This window comes from Saccharopolyspora sp. NPDC049357 (assembly GCF_040677225.1).
In the GTDB taxonomy this organism is placed as follows: domain Bacteria; phylum Actinomycetota; class Actinomycetes; order Mycobacteriales; family Pseudonocardiaceae; genus Saccharopolyspora.
In genome coordinates this window covers 79,823-103,218 of sequence record NZ_JBFAQJ010000010.1, presented here as the reverse complement: position 1 = coordinate 103,218, position 23,396 = coordinate 79,823, and the positions used below count along the sequence as shown (strand labels likewise).

Sequence of the window (23,396 nt, the reverse complement as noted above, 5' to 3'; positions counted from 1 at the left end):
GAGGTGTGGGGAGGTTTCCGCGGAAACCTCCCCACACTGAGAACCGCTGCTAGAGCAGGACGCGGGAGAGGAACTCCGCGACGCAGGCGGGCTTGCCGGCGCCCTCGATCTCCACCGTGGCCTTGACCGCCAGCTGGAGGCCACCCTCGATCTCGGTGGCGCTGATCAGCTCCGTCGTCGCGCGCACCCGCGCGCCGACCGGGACGGGGGAGGGGAACCGGACCTTGTTCAGGCCGTAGTTGATGCCCATCTTGGCGTTGTCGACCCGGAAGGTCTCCGAGTTCAGCTTCGGCAGCAGGCTCAGCGTCAGGAAGCCGTGCGCGATCGGCCCGCCGAACGGCCCCTGCTTGGCCTTCTCGATGTCGACGTGGATCCACTGGTGGTCGTGGGTCGCGTCGGCGAAGGTGTTGACCTGCTCCTGGGTGATGGTCAGCCACTCGCTGGTGCCCAGTTCCTCACCCTGGGCGGCGAGGATCTCTTCCTTGCTGGTGAAAACCTTCATGCGCTTCCTCCGGGAAGGTCGACGAGTTCGGCGATGCGGGCTCGGTGGGCCTCGGCGATGCCGAAGGTGAGCTGGGAGCTCTTCGCCCGCCCCAGGTACAGGTGCGCGGGGTGCTCCCAGGTCATCCCGATGCCGCCGTGCAGCTGGAGGTGCTCCTCCGCGGCGTGGACCACCAGGTCGGAGACGTAGGCCTGCGCCATCGCCACCGCGAGCTCCTCGTCGGCGCCCGCGGCCAGCGCGTCGGAGGCGTTGCGGGACACCGCACGCGCCATGCTGATCTTGGTCCACAGGTCGGCCAGCCGGTGCTTGATCGCCTGGAACGAACCGATCTGCCTGCCGAACTGGTAGCGGGTCTTGCCGTACTCCACGGTGGTGTCCAGGCAGTGCTGCGCGAGCCCGACCTGCTCGGCCGCCAGCATCCCCGCCGCCGTGAGCAGCGCGCGGCGCAGGACCCGCTCCGCCTCCGGGCCGGAGGCGATGCGCTCGCCCGCGGTGCCGTCGAGGACGAGCGTGCCGAAGCGGCGGGTCAGGTCCAGCGGCGTCGTCGACGTGCGCGTCGCCGCCGAGGTCTCCACCAGGTACAGCGCCGAGCCGTCGGTGTCGACGGCCGGAACCACCGCGTAGTCGGCCACTTCCAGGTCCACCACGGCCGAAACCGTGCCGGACAGCGCCGATTCCTCGGCCTTCACCGACTGCGGGAACGACGCGTGCGGAACGGTCGTCAGGCCGACCGCGAGCGTGCCCACCTTCGAACCGTCCACCAGCTGCGGCAACGCGGTCTTCTCCGCGCAGCCCGCCAGCGCCGCGGTGGCCAGCACGGTGCTCAGGAAGGGCACCGGAGCGACCGCGCGGCCGATCTCCTCGGCCACCACCGACAGCTCCCGGGCCGTGGCACCGGAACCGCCGAGCTCCTCGGGCACCAGCAGTCCCGCCAGGCCCATCTCACCGGCCAGCGACCGCCACAGGTCCAGGTCGTAGGGCTCGTCGGTCTCGACGCGGGCCAGGACGGCCGTCCAGTCGCAGCGGTCCCGCAGCACCCGGCGCACGCCGGAGCGCAGGTCCTCCTCGACCTCGGTGTAGAGCAGGTCCGTCATCGCGGCAGCTCCTTCCACGGCTTGTCCTTGTCGGTGCGGATCTCCGGCGGCAGCCCGAGGATCCGCTCGGCGATGACGTTGCGCAGGATCTCGGTCGTGCCGCCCTCGATCGTGTTGCCCTTGGCCCGCAGGTAGCGGAAACCGGGCCCGCGCTTGGTGAAGTCGGTGAACTCCGGCTGGCGGAACGTCCAGTCGTCGTACTCCAGGCCCTCCTCGCCCAGCAGCTCCAGCTGGTAGCCGGTGAGCCGCTGGTTGAGCTCGGCGAAGGCCGACTTGATCGCCGAACCCTCCGGCCCCGGCTCACCGACGGCCATCTGCTGCCGCAGGCGGATGCTCGCCAGCCGCAGGGCCTCGGCCTCCACCCACAGCTCCAGCAGCCGGTCGTGCAGGCCCGGTGTGCGCTTCTCCGGGTGGCTCCGCCACTGATCGGCGGCGGCGCCGATCAGGCCGCTCTCGCGCGGGGGCGTGCGGCCGCCGATGGCGACGCGCTCGTTCATCAGCGTGCCCAGCGCCACCGACCAGCCCTGCCCGACCTCGCCGAGCCGCTGCGAGTCGGGGATGCGCACACCGGTCAGGAAGACCTCGTTGAACTCGGCCTCGCCGGTGATCTGCCGCAGCGGGCGGACTTCCACGCCCGGCGCGGTCATGTCGCAGATGAAGTAGGTCAGGCCCTTGTGCTTGGGCTGGTCCGGATCGGAGCGGGTCACCAGGATCGCCCACCGGGCCTGGTGCGCCAGCGACGTCCACACCTTCTGCCCGTCGACGACCCACTCCTCGCCGTCGCGCACGGCCCTGGTGGACAGCGCCGCCAGGTCCGAGCCCGCACCCGGTTCGCTGAAGAGCTGGCACCAGATCTCCTCGCCGGTCCACAGCGGACGGAGGAAGCGCTTGCGCTGCTCGTCGTCGCCGAAGCGCAGGATCGTCGGAGCCGCCATGCCCAGGCCGATGACGTTCATGTGCGGCTCGTTGTCCGGCGCGCCCGCCTCGACGAACGCGGCGTCGACGTCGGCCTGCAGCTCGCGGGCCGCGCCCAGACCGCCCAGTCCCTCCGGGAAGTGCACCCACGCCAGCCCGGCGTCGAACCGGGCGCGCAGGAACTCCAGCCGGTCGGTGCTCTTCGGGTCGTGCGCGGCCAGGAACTCCTGGACCCGGCCGCGCAGCTCGGTGGCGTCCACGGTGCTCACGCCTTCGGTCCGCCGGCCACGTAGATGACCTGGCCGGAGACGAAGCCGGAGCGCTCGTCGGCGAAGAACGAGACGGTGTTGGCGATGTCCTCGGGCTTGCCGGCCCGCGCCACCGGGATCTGCGAGATCGCGGCGGTGGTGAAGTCCTCGAAGGACATGCCGACGCGCTCGGCCGTCGCCTTGGTCATGTCGGTGGCGATGAAGCCCGGGGCGATCGCGTTCGCGGTGATGCCGAACTTGCCCAGCTCGATCGCCAGCGTCTTGGTCAGGCCCTGCAGACCGGCCTTGGCCGTGGAGTAGTTGGCCTGGCCGCGGTTGCCCAGCGCCGAGGTCGACGACAGGTTCACGATCCGGCCCCACTTGGCCTCGACCATGTGCTTCTGCACCGCCCGGGCCATCAAGAACGAGCCGCGCAGGTGCACGTTCATCACGGTGTCCCAGTCGTCCTCGGACATCTTGAACAGCATGTTGTCGCGCAGCACGCCCGCGTTGTTGACCAGCACGGTCGGTGCGCCCAACTCGGCGGCGACCCGGTCGACGGCGGCCTGCACCTGCTCGGCGTCGGCGACGTTGGCCCCGATCGCCAGCGCCTTGCCGCCACCCGCCTCGATCGCCGAAACGGTTTCACCGCAGGCCTTCTCGTCGAGGTCGATGACGCCGACGGCGAACCCGTCTTCGGCCAGCCTCTTCGCGGTGGCGGCGCCGATCCCGCGAGCGGCACCGGTGACGATCGCGACACGACTCTCAACCATGGACAACTCCTCGCTGCTCTGTGCGTTTCCAACCCCGCCCCGCTCGAAGCCCGGACTTCCACTGAAGTCCGGTACCGGATTTCCACTGAAGTCCGGTACCCGACTTCCACTGAATTCCGGTCGGGACGTGGGGACGGGGTTCGTTGGGGTAACGGGGGAGAGGGGTGGTGGGTTACTTCTTCTTGTACTTGCCGAGCTCGCGGCGGGCCAGGGAGCGGCGGTGGACCTCGTCGGGACCGTCGACCAGGTGGAGGGTCCGGGCGTGGGCGTAGAGCGCCGCCAGGGGGAACTCCTGGGAGACGCCGCCTCCGCCGTGGGCCTGGATGGCGCGGTCGACGACCCAGGTCGTCACCTCGGGAACGGCGACCTTGATGGACTGGATCTCGGTGTGCGCTCCCTGGTTGCCGACGGTGTCCATCAGCCACGCGGTCTTGAGCACCAGCAGCCGGGCCTGCTCGATCTTCACCCGGGACTCGGCGATCCAGTGCTGCACCACGCCCTGCTCGGCCAGCGGCTTGCCGAACGCGACGCGCTCTGAGGTGCGCCGGCACATCAGCTCCAGCGCCCGCTCGGCCATGCCGATGGCGCGCATGCAGTGGTGGATGCGGCCGGGACCGAGCCGAGCCTGGGCGATCGCGAAGCCCTCGCCCTCACCGGAGATGACGTTGTCCACCGGCACCCGGACGTCGTTGAACACGATCTCGGCGTGACCGCCGTGGTCGGCGTCGTCGTAGCCGAAGACGTGCATGCCGCGCTTGACCTCGACGCCCGGGGTGTCCTTGGGCACCAGCACCTGGCTCTGCTGGCGGTGCCGCTCGGCGTCCGGGTCGGTCTTGCCCATCACGATCAGGATCTTGCAGCGGGGGCTCATCGCGCCGGAGGAGAACCACTTGCGCCCGTTGATGACGTAGTGGTCGCCGTCGCGGGTGATGCGGGTGCCGATGTTGGTCGCGTCGGAGGAGGCGACGTCGGGCTCGGTCATGCAGAACGCCGAGCGGATCTCGCCGTCCAGCAGCGGCTGGAGCCACTGCTTGCGCTGCGCGTCGGTGCCGAACTGCGCCAGCACCTCCATGTTCCCGGTGTCCGGTGCGGCGCAGTTGGTGGCCTCCGGTGCCAGCTGACCGGAACGGCCCATGATCTCCGCCAGCGGCGCGTACTGCAGGTTGGTCAGCCCGGCACCGTGCTCACCGGGCAGGAAGAGGTTCCACAGGCCGCGCTTGCGCGCTTCGGCCTTGAGCTCCTCCATGATCGGCGGGTGCGCCGACCAGCGATCCGGTCCCTCGTCCATCTGCTCGGCGAACACGGGCTCGGCCGGGTAGATGTGCGAGTCCATGAACTCCAGCAGCTGACCGCGCAGCTCCTCGGTCCGTGCGTCGAACGCGAAATCCATCTCTCATGCCTCCTTGAGGGTCGCCAGGCCCTGCGCGACGAGCGGAGCGACCAGGCCACCGACGTGCTCGAAGCCCTCGCCGACGGTCTGGTCGTGGATGAAGCGGTAGTGGATCCCTTCCAGGATCACCGCGATCTTGAAGTAGCCGAACGCGAGGTACCAGTCCACATCGGACAGATCCAGTTCGCTGCGCTCGGCGTAACGCGCGAAGAGCTGCTTGGCGCTGGGGAACCCGTACTCCGGCCCGACGCCCTTGGCGATCGGGTTGTTCTCCAGGCCGCTGAAGCCCTCCCAGTACACGGCCAGCAGGCCGAGGTCGGTGAGCGGATCGCCGATGGTGGCCATCTCCCAGTCCAGCACGGCCTTGATCCGCTGGTCGTCGCCGACGATGACGTTGTCCAGCCGGTAGTCGCCGTGCACGATGCCCACGCGCCCGCTGGTCGGCACCGAAGCCGCCAGCCGCTGGGAGAGCTCGTCGATGCCCTCGACCTCGCGGCTGTGGGAGGCCTTGAGCTGCTTGGTCCACCGGCGCACCTGGCGTTCCAGGAAGCCCTCCGGGCGGCCGAACTCGGCCAGGCCCACCGAGGCCGGGTCGATGGAATGCAGGTCGGCGAGCACGTCCATCAGCTGGAAGGACAGGTCCTGGCGCTGCTGCTCGTCGAGCGTCTCGGTCTGCTCGGCCGAGCGGAAGACGGTGCCGCGCACGTACTCCATGATGTAGAAGGGGGCGCCCAGCACCTCCTCGTCCTGGCACAGCAGCTCGGTGCGCGGCACCGGCACGCGGGTGGTGGCCAGGGCGGTGAGCATCCGGTGCTCGCGGCTCATGTCGTGCGCTGTGGCCAGCACGTGACCCAGCGGGGGGCGGCGCACGACCCATTCGCGGGTGCCGTCGCCGACGATGTAGGTCAGGTTCGAGCGGCCGCCCTGCACCAGCTCGCCGGTGAGCTCGCCGGTGACCATGCCGGGCATCTCGACGTCGAGGTACGCCCGCAACCTGTGCAGGTCGAGGCCGGGCAGCTCGTCGGGCTCGGGTGCGTTCACCTGGTCTCCTCGTCTTGCGGTACGGATCCGGTCGGCAGCAGTTCGGCCAGCCGGGTTCGGGTCTCCGCCGGGCCGGTGTGCAGCACGGCGTGCATGCCCAGGGCGCGGGCGGCGTCGACGTTCGGCGCGCCGTCGTCGACGAAGGCGGTCTGCTCGGCGGGCAGGCCGAGCTCGTCCAGGCTCATCCGGTAGATGCTCGGGTCGGGTTTTCGCAGCCCGACCTGGCCGGAGAGGACGGTGGACTCGAACAGGCCCGTCAGCTGCTCCCACGGGTAGGCGTCGATGTTCCCCCAGCTGTTGGACAGCAGTGCGGTGCGGATTCCGCGCTCGCGCAGTCCTCGCACCAGATCCAGCATGGCCGGTTCCGGGCGCATCCGCGCGAAGAGGCGTCCGAGCAGGTCATCGGGTGCGACGGGCTCATCGTCGAGGGTGCGCAGCCGGGCCGCCATGGCCTTGTTGAAGCCGTCGGCGTCGAGCTCACCGGTCTCCAGCAGGTGCACGGGCGTGCCCGCGGGCGCGTGGCGGGAGAGCCACTCCTTGAGCGCGGCGGAGAACAGCTCCGGGCGGATCCGCTCCTCGGTCAACCAGGCGTTGATCGAGTCGCGGGTGGGTGTGGTCAGCACACCTCCGTAGTCGAAGACGACCGCGCGGACGGTCGGGCCGGCAGCACTGGAACCCATGGACAGGACCGTACCGACTAGACGGTATGTCGCGCTAGCCCCAGTTCGGAGGGGCCGGTCGGGCCCGGGCGCGAGGGTGATGTCCGGGTCGCCCGGATGGAGGCCGTGCGATCACGGCGGGTCAGCGGGCATCCGATTGATCCCGATCGAACGGAGCTGGTCAGGCCAGTGACGCTCGTCGAGGTGGCGGTTGCGGGAACTCGTTTCGCTCAATCCGGTGACGCTGGGTCAAAGGTGGTAAGTCCGGCAAAAACGTCGTCGTTGACCTGGTATTTACTCGTCGGTAGGTTACGAATTCGCCGCGCGGACAGCACTTTTCGACTCCCACCGATCGTGCAGGAGAGGCCAATGAAGTCCGTCCTCAGTGGAAGGCGCGCCGCGATCGCGGCCGCCTTCGCCGCAACCGCAGCCCTCGCCGCCGCCCCGCAGGCGGTGGCGGCCCCCTTCGACATCAACTTCGACTGCAACGGTGATGCGCCGACGGGCGCTCAGCAGTTCACCCTGCAGCAGAGCACCGATGTCTCCGCTCCCGAGACCGTTGCTCCCGGAGCGGCTTTCGACGTCGTCGTCGATCCGGCCGTGAACACCATCCCGGGCGAGGTCAACGGCAACACCGTCAAGGAGGTCGGCGGTTTCGACCTGAGGCTCCCGATCCCGGCGAACTCCACCTACGTCTCGGCCGAACTGGCCGGTGGCTCGAACCTGGGCCCCAACCCGCCGACCATCAACGTCGAGAACGGCGTCGCCACGGTGCACCTCGACGGCCCGATCGCCGGTGGCAGCGAGTTCGAGCTCCCCACGATCACCGTGCACCTCACCGCGGGTGAGTCCGGGACGATCGAAACCAAGCTGGCCGGGACCAGCTACGAGGACCCGGGGCTGACCTTCACGGCGGTCGTGTCCTCGATCATCGGTGACGTCGACGTCCCGTCGGCGTGCTTCCCGAACCCCAACCCGACGCTGACCACGACGACGATCGGCTGATGCCGGGAGTGGCGGGGCGCGACGGCGTCCCGCCACTACTTCCGCGTGATCAGGTGCGCGCCGATCCCGGCGATCAGACCCCAGAACACCGAGGCGATGCCGAACGCCGTCACGCCCGAGGCGGTGACCAGGAAGGCGATCAGCGCGGCGGTGCGGCTGCCGGTGTCGGCGGTGGCCTTGGCCATCGACCCGCCGATCGTGTCCAGCAGGCCGATGCCGGCCAGCGCGGCGATCAACGCGCCGGGGAACGCCGCGATGAGGCTCGCCAACGTCGCACCGAACACCGCGATGACCAGGTACAGCGCACCCGAGGTGATCGCGGCCTTGTAGCGCTGTCCGGGATCGGAGTGGACCTCCTCGCCCATGGCCAGCGCAGCGGTGATCGCCGCGAGGTTGATGCCGAAGCACCCCAGCGGAGCCAGCAGCACGTTCACCGCACCGGTCCACGACAGCACCGGCGAGATCGGCGTGGTGTAGCCGTGGGTTCGCAGCGTCACGACGCCGGGCAGGTTCTGCGAGGTCATGGTGATCACGAACAGCGGGATGGCGATGCCGACCACCGAGTGCACCGAGAAGTCCGGCCACGTCCACACCGGAGTCGCCAGAGCCAGGTCGATGTCGCCAGCCCGCAGGCTGCCCCCGAACGCGGTCCCGGCCACGCCGATGACCAGCGCGATCAGCACCGCGTAGGGCGGTAGGAAGCGCTTGCCCAGCAGGTAGCCCACGAGCATCGCCGCGACCAGCGCGAACTGCTCCCGCATCGTGGTGAACAGGTCGATCCCGAACCGCAGCAGCACACCGCCCAGCAGCGCGGCTGCGATCGCCGGCGGGATCAGGTTCACCGCTCGCTCGAACAGCCCGGTCGCGCCGACCAGCAGCGACAACGTCGCGGCCAGCAGGAACGCGCCGACGGCCTCCGGCATCGACAGCCCGTGCCCGCTGGCCGCCAGCAGTGCCGCGCCCGGGGTCGACCAGGCGAGCACGATCGGCGCGCGGGTGCGCAGCGACAGCGCGATCGACGTGACGCCGATGCCGATGCCCAGTGCCAGGATCCACGAGGAGATCTCGGCCGGTGTGGCTCCCAGCGCGCGTGCGGCCTCGAAGACGATGGCGGCCGAGCTCACCACCCCGACCAAGGTGGTGATGGCCCCGGCTACCAAGGTGGAAACCGGTGCGGCGGGGATCCGCTGACGCAACTGCACGAGACCCGTCCGTTCTGTATATGGAACGATCGGGGATGTTAGGAGGTGCCCGTGGAACCGGTCAAGCTCGTCGGGGAGAACCTGCGCGCGGCCCGCACCCGCCGCGGCCTGTCGCTGTCGGAGGTGGCCAGGCAGGCCGGCATCGGCAAGGGCACGCTCTCCGAGCTCGAAGCGGGCAACCGGAACCCGACCCTGGAAACCCTCTACGCCCTCGCGACGGTGCTCGGCCTGCCCCTCGGTCGGCTCCTGGCCGCCGAACCCGAGCCGCGAGACGGGGGAGCTCTCCACGTCCACCGCGCCGCCGGGCCCGAGATCTCGGGCCGCGCCGCCGACGTCGAGCTGCTGGACAGCGTCGACGACGGCCGGACGCGCCTGGAGATCTACCGGCTGCACGTCCGCGCGGGCACCCGCTACACCTCCCCGGCGCACCACCCCAGGGTCATCGAGCAGCTGCACGTCCACACCGGAACCCTCGTCACCGGGCCGGAATCGGACCCGCGGATCCTCGGTCCCGGCGACTACATCCGCTTCGACGCCACGGTCCCCCACGTCTACGAAGCCCCGGACGACGCAACCACAGCCACTCTCGTCATGCGCTACCCGGACTGAGGCCTTCGAATTTCGCGCGAAGTTCGAGGCGGAACTTTCGGCTTCCAATTTCGCGCGAAATTCGAACGCCCCCCACGCGGTCGGGCGTGTGCTGCCTGGTCAGGAGCGTGCTGGGGGTGGGAAAGCGAAAGTCCCTCCGGGACGGGGGACCGGAGGGACTTCCAGGGGGTGAGCACCTGGCCGTGTCGGGGCGGTTCAGGGGCTCGGGTGCGGGTGCCCTCGCAGGAGGAGGGCACCCGCCTCGTGAACGCTCAGGCGTTGTCCTGCTTGAGCATGTCGGAGCACTTCTCGCCGATGGCCATGGTGGTGATGTTGGGGTTCACCGCCACCAGGAACGGCATCACCGAGGCGTCGGCGACGCGCAGGCCCTGCACGCCCTTGACGCGCAGGCGCGCGTCCAGCGGCTTCGAGTTGTCTTCCGCAGCACCCATCTTCACCGAACCGGCGGGGTGGTAGACGGTGTTGTGGGTGCGCTTGATGTAGTCGGCGATCTCGTCGTCGGTCTGCACGTCCTTGCCGGGGAAGAGCTCCTCGCCGGCCCACTCCTGCATCGCCGACTGCGCGACGATCTTGCGGGCCAGCTTGATGCCCTCGGTCATGACGCGGAGGTCGTGACCTTCCGGGTCGGTGAAGTACTTCGGGTCCACCTTGGCCTTGTCCCGGAAGTCCTTGCTGCGCAACCGAACCGTTCCGGTGGAGCGCGCGCGGGTAACGTTCGGGGTCAGGCAGAAGGAGTTCTCCGACGACGGGTAGCCCTGCCGCACGGTGTGCATGTCGAACGGCACCGAACCGTAGTGGAACATCAGGTCCGGGCGGTCCAGTCCGTCCTCGGTCCGGGTGAAGATGCCGATCTCCCACCACTGGGTGGAGTCCTCCACCATCGGCTTCTTGGCCTCCCAGCTGATCACGCCCTCGGGGTGGTCCTCCAGGGTGGAACCGACGCCGGGGGAGTCGACCAGCACGTCGATGCCGAACTCGCGCAGGTGCTCGGCCGGTCCGATGCCCGAGAGCATCAGCAGCTTCGGCGTGTCGATCGCACCGGTGGACAGCACGACCTCCTTGCGGGCGGTGATCGTCCGCGAGTGGATGAGGTCGTCGCTGAGGTACTCCACACCGGTGGCGCGGGTGCCGTCGAAGGTGACCTTCTTGGCCCAGGCGTTGGTGCGGATCTCCAGGTTCGGCCGGTCCATGATCGGGTGCAGGTAGGACACCGACGACGAGGAACGGGTGCCGTCCTGCTTGGCGTTGATCTGGAACCAGTTGGCGCCGTGGGTGACGGTCTTGCCGGAGTTGAACTCGGTGGTCGGAATGCCCTGCTGCTCGCAGGCTTCCAGCAGCGCGGCACCGGTCGGGTCCTTCGGCGGGACCGAGCGGATGGTCACCGGACCGCTGCGGCCGTGGTGGTCACCCGGTCCGTCGTTGGTCTCCAGCCGCTTGTACAGCGGGAACATGTCCGCCGAGCCCCAGCCCGGCAGGCCCATCGACTCCCACTCGTCGAGGTCCTCGGCGGGCGCCCAGAACGCGATGCAGGAGTTGTGCGAGGAGCAGCCGCCCAGCACGCGGGCACGGGCGTGCCGCATGAACGAGTTGCCGTTCTCCTGCGGCTCGATCAGGTAGTCCCAGTCGTAACCGGACTCCAGCAGCGCCATCCACTTCTTGAGCTCGAGGATGTTGCTGTCGCCGACGTCGGACGGGCCGGCTTCGAGCAGGCACACGGTGGTGCCGGGGTCCTCCGACAGCCGCGCCGCGACCGCCGCACCCGCGCTACCGCCGCCCACCACGACGTAGTCGAACTGATCGGTCATGGTCATTCCTTTCAGAACTCAGACGAGGGAGGTCTTCTCGTCGCCTTCGGAGTCCTTCTCGGACACCGCGTGGTCGGCGAGCACACCCAGCTTGTGCCGCTGGATGAACCAGTAGTAGGCGAATCCGCCCACGGCCGCGATCCCGACGAACAGCACCGAGCTGTACTGCAGGTACCAGTGGTACGGCGGTTCGGCGTTGTAGACGTCCTTGCGCGGCCACGCGAGGTTGATCGACATCCCGAGGCCCCACAGCACGGCCAGGACGTTGATCGGCAGGCCGAGCTTGCCGAGGCTGAAGCGGCCCTCCTCCTTGGTCGACTTCCACTTGCCGCGCAGGCGCGCGACCAGCATCGGGATCGTCACCAGCAGGTAGGAGATGTAGATCAGGATGATCGCCAGCGAGGTGATGGCGGTGAAGATCTGCGGCTGACCGATGTTGACCAGCAGCAGCACGACCGCGACGACACCGATGAACACCGCCGGGGCGACCGGGGTCTGGAAGCGCGGGCTCACCCGGGCCAGCAGCTTGCCCGCGGGCAGCGCGTTGTCGCGGGCCATGGCGAACATGATGCGGATCGCGGCGGTGTGCACGGCCAGCACGCACACGGTGATCGCCACGAAGATCGCCAGCAGGAACAGTCGGCCGACGAACGGGCCGAGCGCGTCGCTGAGGACGAACTGCAGACCGGATTCGGCCAGCTCCGGGGCGCTGAAGTCGCGGGTGGCCATCATGCCGAACAGCAGGATCAGACCGCCGAGGATGAACGAGGCGATCAGCGCACGCAGGATGGCGCGCGGCGCGTTCTTGTGCGGGTCGATCGACTCCTCGCCGAGCGAGGCGGCGGTGTCGAAGCCGTACATGACGTAGGACGAGGCGATACCGGCGACCAGGAAGGCGCTCAGGTAGCTGCCGCCGTAGGCGGCCTCGGTGCCGTTGGTGTCGAGGACGACCGTCGGCGGGTTCACCACGACCAGCGCCAGCGCGATGATCAGCAGCACCGCCGCCGCCAGCTCGATGAACACACCGGTGGAGTTGATCTGCGCCATCAGCTTCACGCCGTAGGCGTTGACCAGCGTGGTGAACAGGATCAGCACCAGCGCCAGCAGCACCGCGTTGACGGCGGAGTCGGTGGCGCCGGAGCCGTCACCGACCAGCTGGAAGCCGGACCAGATCTGCGGCAGGGTGTTCTGGTAGGCCAGCGCGGTGGCCGAGATCGACACGATCGAGGCCAGCAGCATCATCCAGCCGGCCAGCCAGCCGACGTGGGGACCACCGAGCTTCTTGGCCCAGTTGTAGATGGAACCGGCGATCGGATAACGCGATGCCAGCTCGGCGAAACTCAACGCCACCAGCAACTGCCCCAGGAACACGATCGGCCAGGACCACACGTAGGCGGGTCCGCCGAAACCGATGCCGAAGTACGACAGTTGGAAGGCGCCGGTGAGCACCGAGATGTAGCTGATGCCTGCGGCGAAGGTGTGGAAACTTCCCAGGCTTCTCTTCAGCTTGTTGGTGTACCCGAACTCGTTGAGCTCGGCGTCGTGATTAGTGGGCGCGCTCATGCCCCGAACTCCTTCCCCGGCCGACCTCTCCCGCCGGATGGCAGGAGCGGCGACGCGGGTTGGTTGTTTGCTTAGCGCGAAATCCCGCTTCCCGCAGTCGGTCTGCGGGCGGTGCGGTGGCGCGTCCGGCCACCGCACCGGCACAAGATTCCTTCCTTACTTCGAGGAGAACCAGTTCTGCGGACCGGGCCGCAGGTTCTGGTAGACGTGCTTGGCCTCCTGGTACTCGCCGAGACCTGCCCGGCCGAGTTCGCGTCCGATGCCGGACTGCTTGAAACCACCCCACTCGGCCTGCGGGAGGTAGGGGTGGAAGTCGTTGATCCAGACGGTGCCGTGCCGCAGCCGGTTGGCCACGCGCTGCGCCTTGGCCGGGTCGCCGGTGAACACCGCGCCCGCCAGGCCGTAGTGGGTGTCGTTGGCGATGCGGATCGCGTCGTCCTCGTCGGTGAAGCGCTCGACGGTCAGCACCGGGCCGAACGATTCCTCGTTGACCGCATGGGTTCCCTGCTTCACCTCGTCGAGAACCGTGGGCAGGTAGTAGTGCCCGTCGGCGTAGCGCTCGCCCTCGGGGCGCTTGCCGCCGGTGCGCAGCACCGCGCCCTCGGAGACCGACTGGGCGACGTAGTCGTCGACCTTCTGCAGGTGCGCGGCGGAGATCAGCGGGCCGGTCTCGGCGTCGTCGTCGAACGGGCCGCCGATGCGGATCTGCTCGGCGCGGCGCACGATCTCGTCGACCAGCGCGTCGTGCAGCTCGTCCTGCACGATCAGGCGGGCGCCCGCGGAGCAGACCTGGCCGGAGTGCAGGAAGATCGCGGTCAGCGCGAAGTCCACGGCGGTGTCGAAGTCGGCGTCGGCGAAGACCACGTTGGGGTTCTTGCCGCCGAGCTCCAGGGCGACCTTCTTGACGGTCGGCGCGGCCATCGCGGAGATCTTGCGGCCGGTGAGCAGACCACCGGTGAAGGAGATCAGGTCGACGTTGGGGTGCTCGGCGAGCACCGAACCGACCTCGGCACCGGTGCCCAGCACCAGGTTCCCGACGCCGGCGGGCAGTCCGGCTTCCTCCAGGGCGCGCATCAGCAGGATCGCGGTGGCCGGGGTCAGCTCGCTGGGCTTGAGGATGAAGGTGTCGCCCGCGGCGATGGCCGGCGCGACCTTCCAGGCGACCTGCAGCAGCGGGAAGTTCCAGGGGGTGATCATCCCGCAGACGCCGACGGGCTCGTACTGCACGCGGCTGATGGCGTCCGGGGTGCCGGTGTCGACGAGGCTGCCCGCGTCGGTGCCCGCGATCTTGCCGAAGTAGCGGAAGCACGCGGCGATGTCGTCCATGTCGTACTCGCTCTCGACCAGGCGCTTGCCGGTGTCGAGCGATTCGGCGCGGGCGAACTCGTCCTTGTCGCGGACGAGGATGTCGGCGACGCGCAGCAGCAGATCACCTCGGTCCCAGGCCGAGCTGGTCGACCAGACGCCCTCGTCGAAGACCCGGCGCGCGGCGGCGATGGCCTGCTCGGCCTCGGCGCGGCCGCCCTCGGAGACGGTGGCGACCAGCTTTCCGTCGGCGGGGCAGTGGATCTGCCGGGTGCGGCCGTCGGCGGCCGGGACCCACTTGCCGTCGATGAACAGCGTGGCTGCCGAATTGTCTGCTTGCGGCATGACTCTTCCCCGTTTGTCGCTCGTTTGTCCGCGTTCGCGGCCATCGTGAACACGCCTCGCGAGAGGCTGCTGGTTCACAATGCGGCGGACGCCGATTCATCGCCACACGAATCCGCACCGGATGATGCGGAGCAATTCGCCGAATTGCGCCCCTCATGGGCGCGATTCGTTCTCCGAATTCACCTCCTGGCGGTCCATTCGGTGGCTATCTGGCGTGTTCTCGTCCAATTCGCACGACGCATTTCCGCATCGCGCACGTCCATTGGCTGCGGTGCCGGGAGAAGACACTAACACCAGGCATGTACACCTGTACATCATCGAGTGTTCAGGATTGGTCGAACTCGTGGAAAAATGCGCGTTGAACTGGTCAAACGCCTGGTCGGTGACGTGGACCGCATCGCGATCGGGGCGGACGTGGCAAGCTGGATCTCCGGATGCGGGCCGATCACCCCACCCCCCGAATCGGTTCGCCACCCGGATGCCGAAGAACGTTCACGCGCTGTGACAGGGGAGGAACACCGAGCGCATGTCGAGCACCCAGCCCGCGCCGCCCGCTCGCCGCAAGGACCCCGATCGCCGCGAGCGCATCGCGCGCGCCGCGATCGAGGTGGTCGCCGAACGCGGCGTCGAGAAGCTCACGCACCGCAGCGTGGCGGCTGCCGCGGGTGTCCCGCTCGGATCCACCACCTACTACTTCGCGACCCTCGATGACCTGCTCGCAAGCGCCCTGCGGCAGGCGGCCGAGGACGACGTCGAGCACATGCGGAAGTGGGCCGCCGGCCTGGAGCCGGGCAGCGACCTCGCTCAGGCGCTGACCGACCTGGTGCTGCACTACCTCGGGCCCGCCCGCGCGCAGACGGCCGTGGAGCACCAGCTCTACATCGCCGCGCTGCACAAACCGGCCTTGCGCCAGGTGAGCCAGGAGTGGGACACGTGGTTGGCCGAGCTGTTCGCCTCCTACACCGACGAGGCGACCGGCCGAGCCCTGTCCGTGCTGTTCTGCGGTTGGCAGCTGCAGGGGATCGTCCGGGAATCGGTGCCGAGCCGAGACGAAATCGAGATGACTTTTCGGCGGATGCTGCAGCCGGGCGCGAAAACCTGATTTCAACAGGCATTTCAGGGCGGGTGTCCGGACGGTCAACATCGGATGTCCGTTGGATTGCACTGGAATCAGGGCAGTTGATCTCAATGCTGTTTGCGAGGAAGATGTAGGCATAGCGATCCGTGGCATCGGTGTCGGTGATGTCGTCGAAGTTGTCGGTTTTCGGCCCGGCGGGCGCATCAACGGATGAATCACCGGTGCGGGCACGGACTTGCCGCGTCGGGGCGTGGCTCGCTCCCAGCAAAATTGATCAACTCAGGTGGGGTGAGACCGTGGGGCACAACGAAGACCGCGAACTGGTACCGCTGAAGGCGGATTTCGACACCGTCTGGTACGGATACCGTCGCTCGCAGGTGAAGTTCTACATCCAGCAGACCGAGGCCGAGCTGCGCCTGGTCACCGAGGACAGGGATTCGGCGTTAAGCCAGGTCAACGAACTGTCCGCGCAGCTCGACCAGGCTCGCGCCCAGGTCGAGGAGCTCAAGCAGGAGCTCGACGCGCAGGCGCAGGAGCCGATTTCCCTGGACGCGCTGTCCGACCGGATGCGCCGCATGGTCCGGCTGGCAGAGGACGAGGCCAAGGAGATCGTGGCCAGCGCTCAGGCGGCCTCCGAGCACGAGTGGGCCCGCTCCGAGCAGGCCGCGGCCGAGCTGCGCAACCGCTACGAGAAGCTGGTCTCCGAGGCCGATGAGTGGCGCCGCCAGTCCGAGGAGCAGCGCAACGAGCTGATCGCGCGCACCCGTTCCGAGGTGCAGGCGATGGCCAAGGAGGCCGAGCAGCAGCGCAGGCAGCTCGACGCGGAGGCCGAAGAGCGCCGCGTCCAGGTGGAGCACGACTTCGAGACCTCCATGTCCGCCCGCCGCGACGAGGCCATGCGCATCCTCGCCGAGCGCGAGCAGGCCAGCCGCGAGGAAGCTCAGCGTCGCGTCCGCGAGGCCACGGCCGAGGGCGAGCGCCGGATCCTGCGCGCCGACGAGTACTCGGCGACGATGCACAAGACCCGCCAGCAGCTCGCTGAGCAGGTGCGCAACGCGCAGCGGATCCTGGGCAGCGCCGAGCCGTTCCTGGTGGCCACCGAGAGCGGTTCCGACACCGAGGCTTCGGACGCGTACGTCGCCGAGACCGTCCACAATGGAGACTCGGACGTCGAGGTGCCGAAGCAGCGCGACGAGGAGACGCTGCCGCAGGAGGCAGAAGCCACCGTCTGATCGATCGGCCTCAGCACGTGGGCCGCCCGCCTGGTGTTCGGCGGGCGGCCCGCTGCTGCGTCCGGGGGAGGTGTCGAGAACTCGCCCCGCGCTTCCCGGTGATCCGCTCGGCTGGCTAGATTGCTCCGATCGTTGTGCTCACCGGGAGGTCGGATGAACTGGCGCGGATGGGGAACCATCGCCGTGGCCTGCGCGATGTTGCTGGTCGGGATGCCTGCGGGGGCTGCTCCGCCGGAAGACCTGGCCCAGCGGCTGGAGGAGTTGCCGGGGATGACGGTGGTGGGAGAGCGGCCCACCGAACCAGGCTTCCGGTTGTTCGACCTGACCTTCACCCAGCCGGCCGATCACCGGCACCCGGACGCCGGTTCCTTCGAGCAGCGCCTCACCCTGCTGCACCGCGACCCCAGTCGGCCCACGGTCCTCTACACCACCGGCTACGGGCTTCCGACCAGCACCAACCGCACCGAGCCGACGCAGCTGGTCGACGGCAACCAGGTGAACCTGGAGCACCGCTTCTTCACCCCGTCGCGCCCGGAACCCGCCGACTGGAACGATCTCGACATCTGGCAGGCCGCCACCGATGAGCACGAGGTCATCTCGGCGCTGCGCGGCATCTACGACCGGCAGTGGATCACCACGGGTGCGAGCAAGGGCGGCATGACGGCGGTGTACCACCGCCACTTCTACCCGGACGACGTGGACGGAACCGTTGCGTACGTCGCACCGAACGATGTCGACAACGATCGCGACGCCTACGACCGGTTCCTCTCTTCAGTCGGTACCGATCCAGCCTGCCGCGAGGCGCTGACCGCCGTTCAGCGCGAGGCCCTGATCCGCAGGCCCGAGATGATCGCCAGGTTCCAGTCGTTCGCCGACTCGCAGGGCATGACCTTCGACCGGATCATCGGCGACATCGATCGGGGCCTGGAGCTGGTCGTGCTCGACGCGCCGTGGAGCTTCTGGCAGTACCGCGGTCAGCAGGAGTGCGGGCAGGTTCCGGCGCCCACCGCGAGCACCGACGAGATCTACCGGTTCCTGGACGAGACCGTCGAGTTCGCCTTCTACACCGATCAGGGCATGGAGCCCTACACGCCGTACTACTACCAGGCGGGAACCCAGCTGGGCTGGCCCGGCGTCTCCGACGAACCGCTGGCGGACCTGCTGCACCACCGCGAGCTCAGCCAGCCGCGCAACCTGGTGCCTCGGGAGATTCCCATGGAGTTCGAGCCGGGGGTGATGCGCGAGGTCGACACCTGGGTCCGCAGCCAGGGCTCGGAGCTGATGTTCGTCAACGGCCAGAACGACCCGTGGAGCGCCGAGCCCTTCGAACCTGGCCGCGGCGACTCGCACTCCTACCTGGTCCCGGGCGCCAACCACGGCGCCAAGATCGCCGGACTGCCCGCCGACCAGCGAGCCCAGGCCGAGGCCACGGTTCGCCGCTGGGCCGGGGTCGACGTCCCCGCGCTGCGCAGCACCGGCATCGACCACCAGCCGGTGGAGCGTCACCCGCGCTGATCTGCGACCGTCCGGTCGTAGAAGCGCATCAGGAAGTCGTGGGCCGGGCGTTCGACCGTCCTGGTCAGCGCCCAGCCCACGGCCGTGCCGGTGGCCAGGAACGCCAGCGTCTGCACCAGCGGCGGCACACCGTTGGTGTCCAGGTAGTGCAGCAGGACGTAGCCGATGGTCTGGTGGCTGAGGAACACGCCGTAGGAGATCCCGGCGAACCAGGTCACGCCGCGCGCCAGCGCCGGCGGCAGCTTCCAGTCCGGGCCGCACGCCACCAGGGTCAGCAGCAGCATTCCCAGCCACATGCCGAGGGAGGATCCCCAGTCGCAGTCGAGCTGCCCGTCGGGCAGCCGGATGTAGTTGTGCATGGCCTGGGCGAACATGCAGCCGCCCAGCAGCAGCGCGAAGTGCCCGCGCGAGAGGCGCCCGGTGGAGACCATCCAGATCGCCACCCCGGCCGCGAACAGGTGCCAGCGGTGCGCGCCGAAACCGTCCACGAGCATCCGGTAGGTCTCCGGCGCTCCGGAGATGCGGATGTGCCACTGCGCGAGCGGCAGCAGCACCGCCGTCCACAGAACCCAGACGATCTTGTTGCCGTGGCCCAGCTTGGTGGCGTAGAGCACTGCGGCGAAGGTGAATCCCAGCAGCTGCAGCGGGACCGTCCAATGTGAACCGTCGAGGAAGGCGTAGACCGACGGCTTCCAGTTCCACAGCATCAGCAGATGGCCGACGATGTCCCGGCCGTTCGGTTCCACCCAGCTGGGCGGGCGCAGGAAGCGCAGGACCAGCCAGATCAGCACCACCGCGCCGACGAAGGGCGGGAGGAGGCGCGCCATCCGCTTCCACCAGTAGCGCCGCAGGCTGCCGCGTCCGATGGTGGCCGCGGCGAAGTAGGCCGAGATCACCAGCAGCATGCTCGCGCCGACCTGGTACGGGAAGACGAGGGTGCGCGGGGAGAGCTCGGGATGGGTCACTCGGCTCATGTGGGTCGCGTGGTAGATCATCACCAGAACCACGCATCCGGTACGCACGGCGTCCCAGCTGACTTTCCGGGTGCTCCGCTGCGGGGCGCTTCTCGCGCGCGTAGCGGTCAGTTCTTGCACGCTCGCTACCTCAAGGTCGGTCCGTCCGCATTCTCTGCTGGTAGAAGTGTGAATCTGGGCGAACAGTCTAGATGCCTGAGCTGTTCGGGTGAGGTGGGGGCGTGGGTGCGGTGCGGGCCAGCAGCGCGAAGCTCAGCGGCTCGGGCGTGCGCAGGTCGGCGTCGCCCGGTTCGGGCCGCCAGTCGGCGACCGGCACCGCGCCGGGCTCCAGCGGTTCGGCATCGCCGAGGAAGGACAGCACGGTGGCGCGGTCGCGCATGGCGGGGGGCGGGCAGTCGGGCAGCACCGCGAGGATGTCGTGCGCCGGTTTGGGCGCGAACTCGTCGGTGAAGTGCGACAGCGCCAGCAGCGAGCCGGGGGCCAGCGCGCCGGTGTAGTGGCGGATCACCTCGGCCGGCTGGTGGTGCTCGCCGAACTGGTGCAGCACGCCGAGCATCAGCACGGCCACCGGCTGGTCGAAGTCCAGCAGCCGCCGCGTTTCCTCGGCGGCCAGGACGGATTCCGGATCGCGGACGTCGGCGTGCACCATCGCCGCGGTCGCGCTCCCGGCGAGCAGCAGCTGACCCTGGGTGGCCGCGATCTGCTCGTTGTCGACGTAGACCACGCGCGCGGCGGGGTCCGCCTCGGCGGCGATCTCGTGCGGGCTGCCTGCGATGGGGATGCCCGAGCCGAGGTCCAGGAACTGCTGGACGCCCTGGTCGAGGCAGGTGCGCATCATCCGCCGCAGGCAGTTGCGCGCGGCCAGGGCCTCCAACCTGGCGTAGGGAGCCTGCGCGAGGATGCGCCGGGCCAGCGCGCGGTCGGCGGCGAAGTTGCTGCCGCCGCCGAGCAGGTAGTCGTGCACACGAGCGTCGCTCGGACGGTCCAGGTCGAGGGTCCTGGTGATCATCGGTCGGTCCGCCAATGTGTCTGCGAGTGACTTTGCTGCTGCGTAGCGTAGTGATAGGTGCCCGCACTGATCAGGTGAAAAATCCCCAGCGTAGTGACGCAGCGTCACCTCTATGGAGTAGTGCGAAAGATCTGCGAATGGTGGCGACCGAGTTCCGGGACGGCGCGAAAAAGCATCTCCGCTTTTGTGAAAAAACCGAAAAAACTACGTGCATAACCGGCAGGGTCAGCTCCGGATGAAGATCGAATGACGAGCTGGTTGGCACAGTGAGGCGAGTATCACCCAAAAGAGAGTCATCGGCTGTATGCTCTCCGTTACTATCTGCGTCGCGTACCAACGTGCCCAAAGCGAGCCCGACCCCGCATCCGGCGATGAGGAACCGTTGATGTCGACCGAGACCCAGCTGCAACCGCGCGGAGAGTTCCCCTACCGGATTCCGGCTGTCGTCGCGTTCGTGCTCACCCTCGTCATCTCCGGCGCGATCTTCCTCTGGGCCGTCCTCCAAGCGCCCGCGGGCGCGGGGTCCGTCGCCGTGATCGGCGCGATGCTCGTCCTCGCGCTGTCGGTCGCCGTCGCCGGGGCCGTTCGCGGCGTGCAGATGACCCGGCACTACCGCCTCGCCGCGGCCAGCATGAACAGCGACATGGTGCGGCTGGCCGACGAGGCCCTGCCCGGCGTGGCTCGGCAGCTGCGCGCGGGAGTCACCTCCGAGGAAGCGGTCAAGGAGCACAAGCAGGGATTCAGCGTTCCCCACCGGCGCGTCATCAAGGCCATGACCAAAGAACTGGCCACCAGCGAGAAGATGCGCGCCGCCGCGCTGTCGACGTGCGCCAACGCCGCAGGACGGGTTCAGGCGCTGGCCACCGGGATGCTCGCCGACCTCCGCGAGATGGAGGGCAGGCACGAATCCGAAGACGTCCTCACCGACCTGCTCAAGCTCGACCACAGCACCGCGCAGGCCGGCCGTCTCGCCGACAGCATCGCGGTGCTCACCGGAGCGCGCAGCGGCAGGCGCTGGACCAAGCCGATCGTGATGGAGAGCGTCCTGCGCGGCGCGATGGGCCGGATCAGCTCGTACCAGCGAATCCGCTTGCACTCCACCAGCACCGTCGCCGTCGTCGGCTACGCGGCCGAGGGCGTGATGCACGCGCTGGCCGAGATCATGGACAACGCCACCAAGTTCTCGCCGCCCACCGAGGAGGTGCACGTCTACGTCGAAGAGGTCCACAGCGGTGTGGTCGTGACCGTTGAGGACAGCGGACTGGCGATGGGCGACGCCGCGCTGGCCCGCGCGGAGCAGGCGGTGTCCGACACCCCGCTGGACCTCGCCGAGATCTCCGGCAGCCGACTCGGCCTGGCCGTGGTCGGGTGCCTGGCCCGCAAGCACGAGCTGTCGGTGTCCTTCCGCGCTTCGGCGCGCGGCGGGACCGGCGTGGTCGTGATGATCCCGCACAAGCTGATCACCCAGCCGCGGCAGGACAGCGAGCCTCCCGCGGAGGAGCCGGCCAAGCCGACCCTCGACGCGCACGCCGACACCGAGACCGAAACGACCGAACCCGGCGAGCTCCCCAAGCGCCGCCGGGGACGAACCCTCACCTCAGCGCGCTCGGCCCCCGCCCCCAGGCAGGCCGAGAGCAAGCGGCCCGACGCGGGCTCGCGCTTCGGCGCGTTCTCCAAGTCCCGCCGCGACGACTCGTCCACTTCGGACGAGGAACCCCGATGATGCCCCCGAAGACCCCGATTGGAGGTGTGGGACAGCGGGTCACCCCGCCCGCCGTCCCGCAACCGCGATGACCATCGACACCCGCGAACTCGACTGGATGCTGGAGAACCTGCTGCAGAACACCCCCGGCAGCAGACACGCGCTGGTGCTGTCCAAGGACGGCCTCAAGCTCTGCCACACCGCCGGACTGAGCGCCGACCAGGCCGACCAGCTCTCGGCCATCGCCTCCGGGATCCAGAGCCTGTCCTACGGCGCGTCGGTGGAGTTCGGCGACGGCAGCGGGGGAGTGCGCCAGTCCATGACCGAGTTCTACGGCGGCGTGCTGTGCATCGTCGAGGCCGGGTTCGGCGCGCACCTGGCGGTCCTGGCCTCCGACGAGACCGACGTGGGCATCGTCGGCCACAACATGAACGAGCTCGTCGAGCAGATCGGCGAGCACCTGCGGAGTCCGAACCGGGTCGAGGTCTCATGACCAGGCGGCTGCTCGACGACGAGAACCCGGACCGGCTCTACATCGTCACCGGCGGCCGCACCCGTCCCGCCGACGACGCCTTCGACTCGGTGACCCTGGTGGTCGCCGAGGGCGAAGCGACCCCGGGCATGCAGTCGGAGCACGCCGCCATCCTGCGGCTCAGCCGCCAACCGATCTCGGTGGTCGAGCTCTCCGCCGAACTCCGGCTCCCGGTGAGCGTCGTGCGCATCCTGCTCGGTGATCTCCACGCGAGGGGCAAGATCACCGCACGACACCCCTCCGCCCGGCGCGACCCGTCGGAGATCCCGACTCCCGATTTCCTCAAGCAGGTGCTCGTTGGACTTCGCAACATCTGACCGAATCCCGTTGCTGCGCACCGCGTCCGACGGGTTGAAGATCGTCATCATCGGCGGCTTCGCGGTCGGCAAGACCACCATGGTGCGCTCGGTCAGCGAGATCCGGCCGCTGAACACCGAGGAGACCATGACCACCGCCAGCGTCGGCGTGGACTCCACCGCCGGCGTGGGCGCCAAGACCACCACCACGGTGGCCTTCGACTTCGGCCGCATCACCCTCAACGAGCGGATGGTGCTGTACCTGTTCGGCGCGCCGGGGCAGGAGCGGTTCTGGTTCATCTGGGACCAGCTGTTCAGCGGCTGCCTCGGCGCGGTCGTGCTGGTGGACTCCCGCCGCATCGCCGACTGCTGGTACGCCATCGACCGGCTGGAGGAGCAGGGAACGCCGTTCGTCGTGGCGCGCAACAACTTCGGCGTTCCCAAGCACGGCCTGGAGCAGGTGCGCGACGCGCTGGACCTGCCCGGCGAGGTGCCGATGCTCGACTGCGACGCCCGGGACCGGGAGTCCAGCAAGGAGGTGCTGGTGCGACTGGTGGAGCACCTGCACGAGATGTCGCTGGCCCGGGGTCTGTGATGGACCC

Annotated in this window: 22 protein-coding genes; 9 read left to right on the top strand and 13 right to left on the bottom strand. The window is 68.9% G+C overall.

Annotated elements, in window-relative coordinates; translation table 11 throughout:
• Positions 1–49: 49 nt before the first annotated feature.
• From AB0J91_RS11270 to AB0J91_RS11240, 7 genes are all read right to left on the bottom strand, one after another.
• Complete coding sequence (locus AB0J91_RS11270; protein WP_363866741.1) at positions 50–502, bottom strand: MaoC family dehydratase; 453 nt, start codon at positions 500–502, stop codon at positions 50–52.
• Positions 499–1,596, bottom strand: coding sequence for an acyl-CoA dehydrogenase family protein (locus AB0J91_RS11265; protein ID WP_363866739.1), 1,098 nt, complete (start codon positions 1,594–1,596; stop codon positions 499–501). Before AB0J91_RS11265 ends, AB0J91_RS11270 begins: the two co-directional genes overlap by 4 nt.
• On the bottom strand, positions 1,593–2,780 hold the full coding sequence (locus tag AB0J91_RS11260) for an acyl-CoA dehydrogenase family protein (protein ID WP_363792917.1): 1,188 nt from the start codon (positions 2,778–2,780) through the stop codon (positions 1,593–1,595). Before AB0J91_RS11260 ends, AB0J91_RS11265 begins: the two co-directional genes overlap by 4 nt.
• A complete protein-coding gene (fabG, locus tag AB0J91_RS11255; protein ID WP_363866736.1) occupies positions 2,777–3,532 on the bottom strand; it encodes a 3-oxoacyl-ACP reductase FabG in 756 nt (251 codons plus the stop codon). The genes AB0J91_RS11260 and fabG overlap by 4 nt, the downstream gene beginning before the upstream one ends.
• A gap of 172 nt (positions 3,533–3,704) precedes the next feature.
• Positions 3,705–4,922, bottom strand: coding sequence for an acyl-CoA dehydrogenase family protein (locus AB0J91_RS11250; RefSeq protein ID WP_363866733.1), 1,218 nt, complete (start codon positions 4,920–4,922; stop codon positions 3,705–3,707).
• 3 nt (positions 4,923–4,925) lie between these two features.
• Complete coding sequence (locus AB0J91_RS11245; RefSeq protein WP_363866730.1) at positions 4,926–5,963, bottom strand: phosphotransferase family protein; 1,038 nt, start codon at positions 5,961–5,963, stop codon at positions 4,926–4,928.
• A complete protein-coding gene (locus AB0J91_RS11240; RefSeq protein WP_363792925.1) occupies positions 5,960–6,643 on the bottom strand; it encodes an HAD family phosphatase in 684 nt (227 codons plus the stop codon). Before AB0J91_RS11240 ends, AB0J91_RS11245 begins: the two co-directional genes overlap by 4 nt.
• Positions 6,644–6,991: 348 nt before the next feature.
• Between AB0J91_RS11240 and AB0J91_RS11235 the strand changes: the two genes are divergently transcribed.
• Positions 6,992–7,627 (top strand): cyclase, encoded by a 636-nt coding sequence (locus AB0J91_RS11235; protein ID WP_363866728.1) that lies wholly within the window; start codon positions 6,992–6,994, stop codon positions 7,625–7,627.
• Between the two features lie 35 nt (positions 7,628–7,662).
• Here the strand turns inward: AB0J91_RS11235 and AB0J91_RS11230 are convergent, their stop codons facing one another.
• Complete coding sequence (locus AB0J91_RS11230; protein ID WP_363866725.1) at positions 7,663–8,829, bottom strand: benzoate/H(+) symporter BenE family transporter; 1,167 nt, start codon at positions 8,827–8,829, stop codon at positions 7,663–7,665.
• 51 nt (positions 8,830–8,880) lie between these two features.
• Between AB0J91_RS11230 and AB0J91_RS11225 the strand changes: the two genes are divergently transcribed.
• Complete coding sequence (locus tag AB0J91_RS11225) at positions 8,881–9,438, top strand: XRE family transcriptional regulator (RefSeq protein WP_363866722.1); 558 nt, start codon at positions 8,881–8,883, stop codon at positions 9,436–9,438.
• Between the two features lie 251 nt (positions 9,439–9,689).
• Here the strand turns inward: AB0J91_RS11225 and AB0J91_RS11220 are convergent, their stop codons facing one another.
• From AB0J91_RS11220 to AB0J91_RS11210, 3 genes are all read right to left on the bottom strand, one after another.
• Entirely contained in the window at positions 9,690–11,243 is a 1,554-nt protein-coding gene (locus tag AB0J91_RS11220) for a GMC family oxidoreductase N-terminal domain-containing protein (protein ID WP_363866719.1), read from the bottom strand.
• An 18-nt stretch (positions 11,244–11,261) separates the two neighbouring features.
• Positions 11,262–12,806 carry an amino acid permease gene (locus tag AB0J91_RS11215; protein WP_363866717.1) on the bottom strand — a complete coding sequence of 515 codons (1,545 nt, stop codon included), beginning with the start codon at positions 12,804–12,806 and terminating at the stop codon, positions 11,262–11,264.
• A 156-nt stretch (positions 12,807–12,962) separates the two neighbouring features.
• On the bottom strand, positions 12,963–14,456 hold the full coding sequence (locus tag AB0J91_RS11210; protein WP_363866714.1) for an aldehyde dehydrogenase family protein: 1,494 nt from the start codon (positions 14,454–14,456) through the stop codon (positions 12,963–12,965).
• Positions 14,457–14,982: 526 nt separating this feature from the next.
• On the opposite strand from AB0J91_RS11210, the gene AB0J91_RS11205 reads away from it, so the two are divergent.
• From AB0J91_RS11205 to AB0J91_RS11195, 3 genes are all read left to right on the top strand, one after another.
• Positions 14,983–15,558 carry a TetR family transcriptional regulator gene (locus AB0J91_RS11205; protein ID WP_363866711.1) on the top strand — a complete coding sequence of 192 codons (576 nt, stop codon included), beginning with the start codon at positions 14,983–14,985 and terminating at the stop codon, positions 15,556–15,558.
• Between the two features lie 272 nt (positions 15,559–15,830).
• Positions 15,831–16,766 (top strand): cellulose-binding protein, encoded by a 936-nt coding sequence (locus AB0J91_RS11200; RefSeq protein ID WP_363866708.1) that lies wholly within the window; start codon positions 15,831–15,833, stop codon positions 16,764–16,766.
• 153 nt (positions 16,767–16,919) lie between these two features.
• Complete coding sequence (locus AB0J91_RS11195) at positions 16,920–18,281, top strand: S28 family serine protease (RefSeq protein WP_363866706.1); 1,362 nt, start codon at positions 16,920–16,922, stop codon at positions 18,279–18,281.
• Here the strand turns inward: AB0J91_RS11195 and AB0J91_RS11190 are convergent.
• Both AB0J91_RS11190 and AB0J91_RS11185 read right to left on the bottom strand, forming a co-directional pair.
• Positions 18,269–19,303, bottom strand: a complete 1,035-nt coding sequence (locus AB0J91_RS11190) for an acyltransferase (protein ID WP_363866934.1) — start codon at positions 19,301–19,303, stop codon at positions 18,269–18,271. The genes AB0J91_RS11195 and AB0J91_RS11190 overlap by 13 nt on opposite strands.
• Positions 19,304–19,442: 139 nt before the next feature.
• A complete protein-coding gene (locus AB0J91_RS11185) occupies positions 19,443–20,264 on the bottom strand; it encodes an SAM-dependent methyltransferase (RefSeq protein ID WP_363866703.1) in 822 nt (273 codons plus the stop codon).
• Between the two features lie 385 nt (positions 20,265–20,649).
• Between AB0J91_RS11185 and AB0J91_RS11180 the strand changes: the two genes are divergently transcribed.
• The 4 genes from AB0J91_RS11180 to AB0J91_RS11165 all read left to right on the top strand — a co-directional run bounded on the left by AB0J91_RS11180 (position 20,650) and on the right by AB0J91_RS11165 (position 23,389).
• A complete protein-coding gene (locus AB0J91_RS11180) occupies positions 20,650–21,987 on the top strand; it encodes an ATP-binding protein (RefSeq protein ID WP_363866700.1) in 1,338 nt (445 codons plus the stop codon).
• A 67-nt stretch (positions 21,988–22,054) separates the two neighbouring features.
• Positions 22,055–22,459: a roadblock/LC7 domain-containing protein gene (locus tag AB0J91_RS11175; RefSeq protein WP_132679291.1), complete on the top strand. Its 405-nt coding sequence runs from the start codon at positions 22,055–22,057 to the stop codon at positions 22,457–22,459.
• Positions 22,456–22,815, top strand: a complete 360-nt coding sequence (locus tag AB0J91_RS11170; RefSeq protein WP_363866698.1) for a DUF742 domain-containing protein — start codon at positions 22,456–22,458, stop codon at positions 22,813–22,815. Before AB0J91_RS11175 ends, AB0J91_RS11170 begins: the two co-directional genes overlap by 4 nt.
• 13 nt (positions 22,816–22,828) lie before the next feature.
• The gene (locus tag AB0J91_RS11165; RefSeq protein WP_363866931.1) at positions 22,829–23,389 is read left to right on the top strand and encodes an ATP/GTP-binding protein; all 561 of its coding nucleotides are present in this window, start codon (positions 22,829–22,831) and stop codon (positions 23,387–23,389) included.
• Positions 23,390–23,396 lie beyond the last annotated feature (7 nt).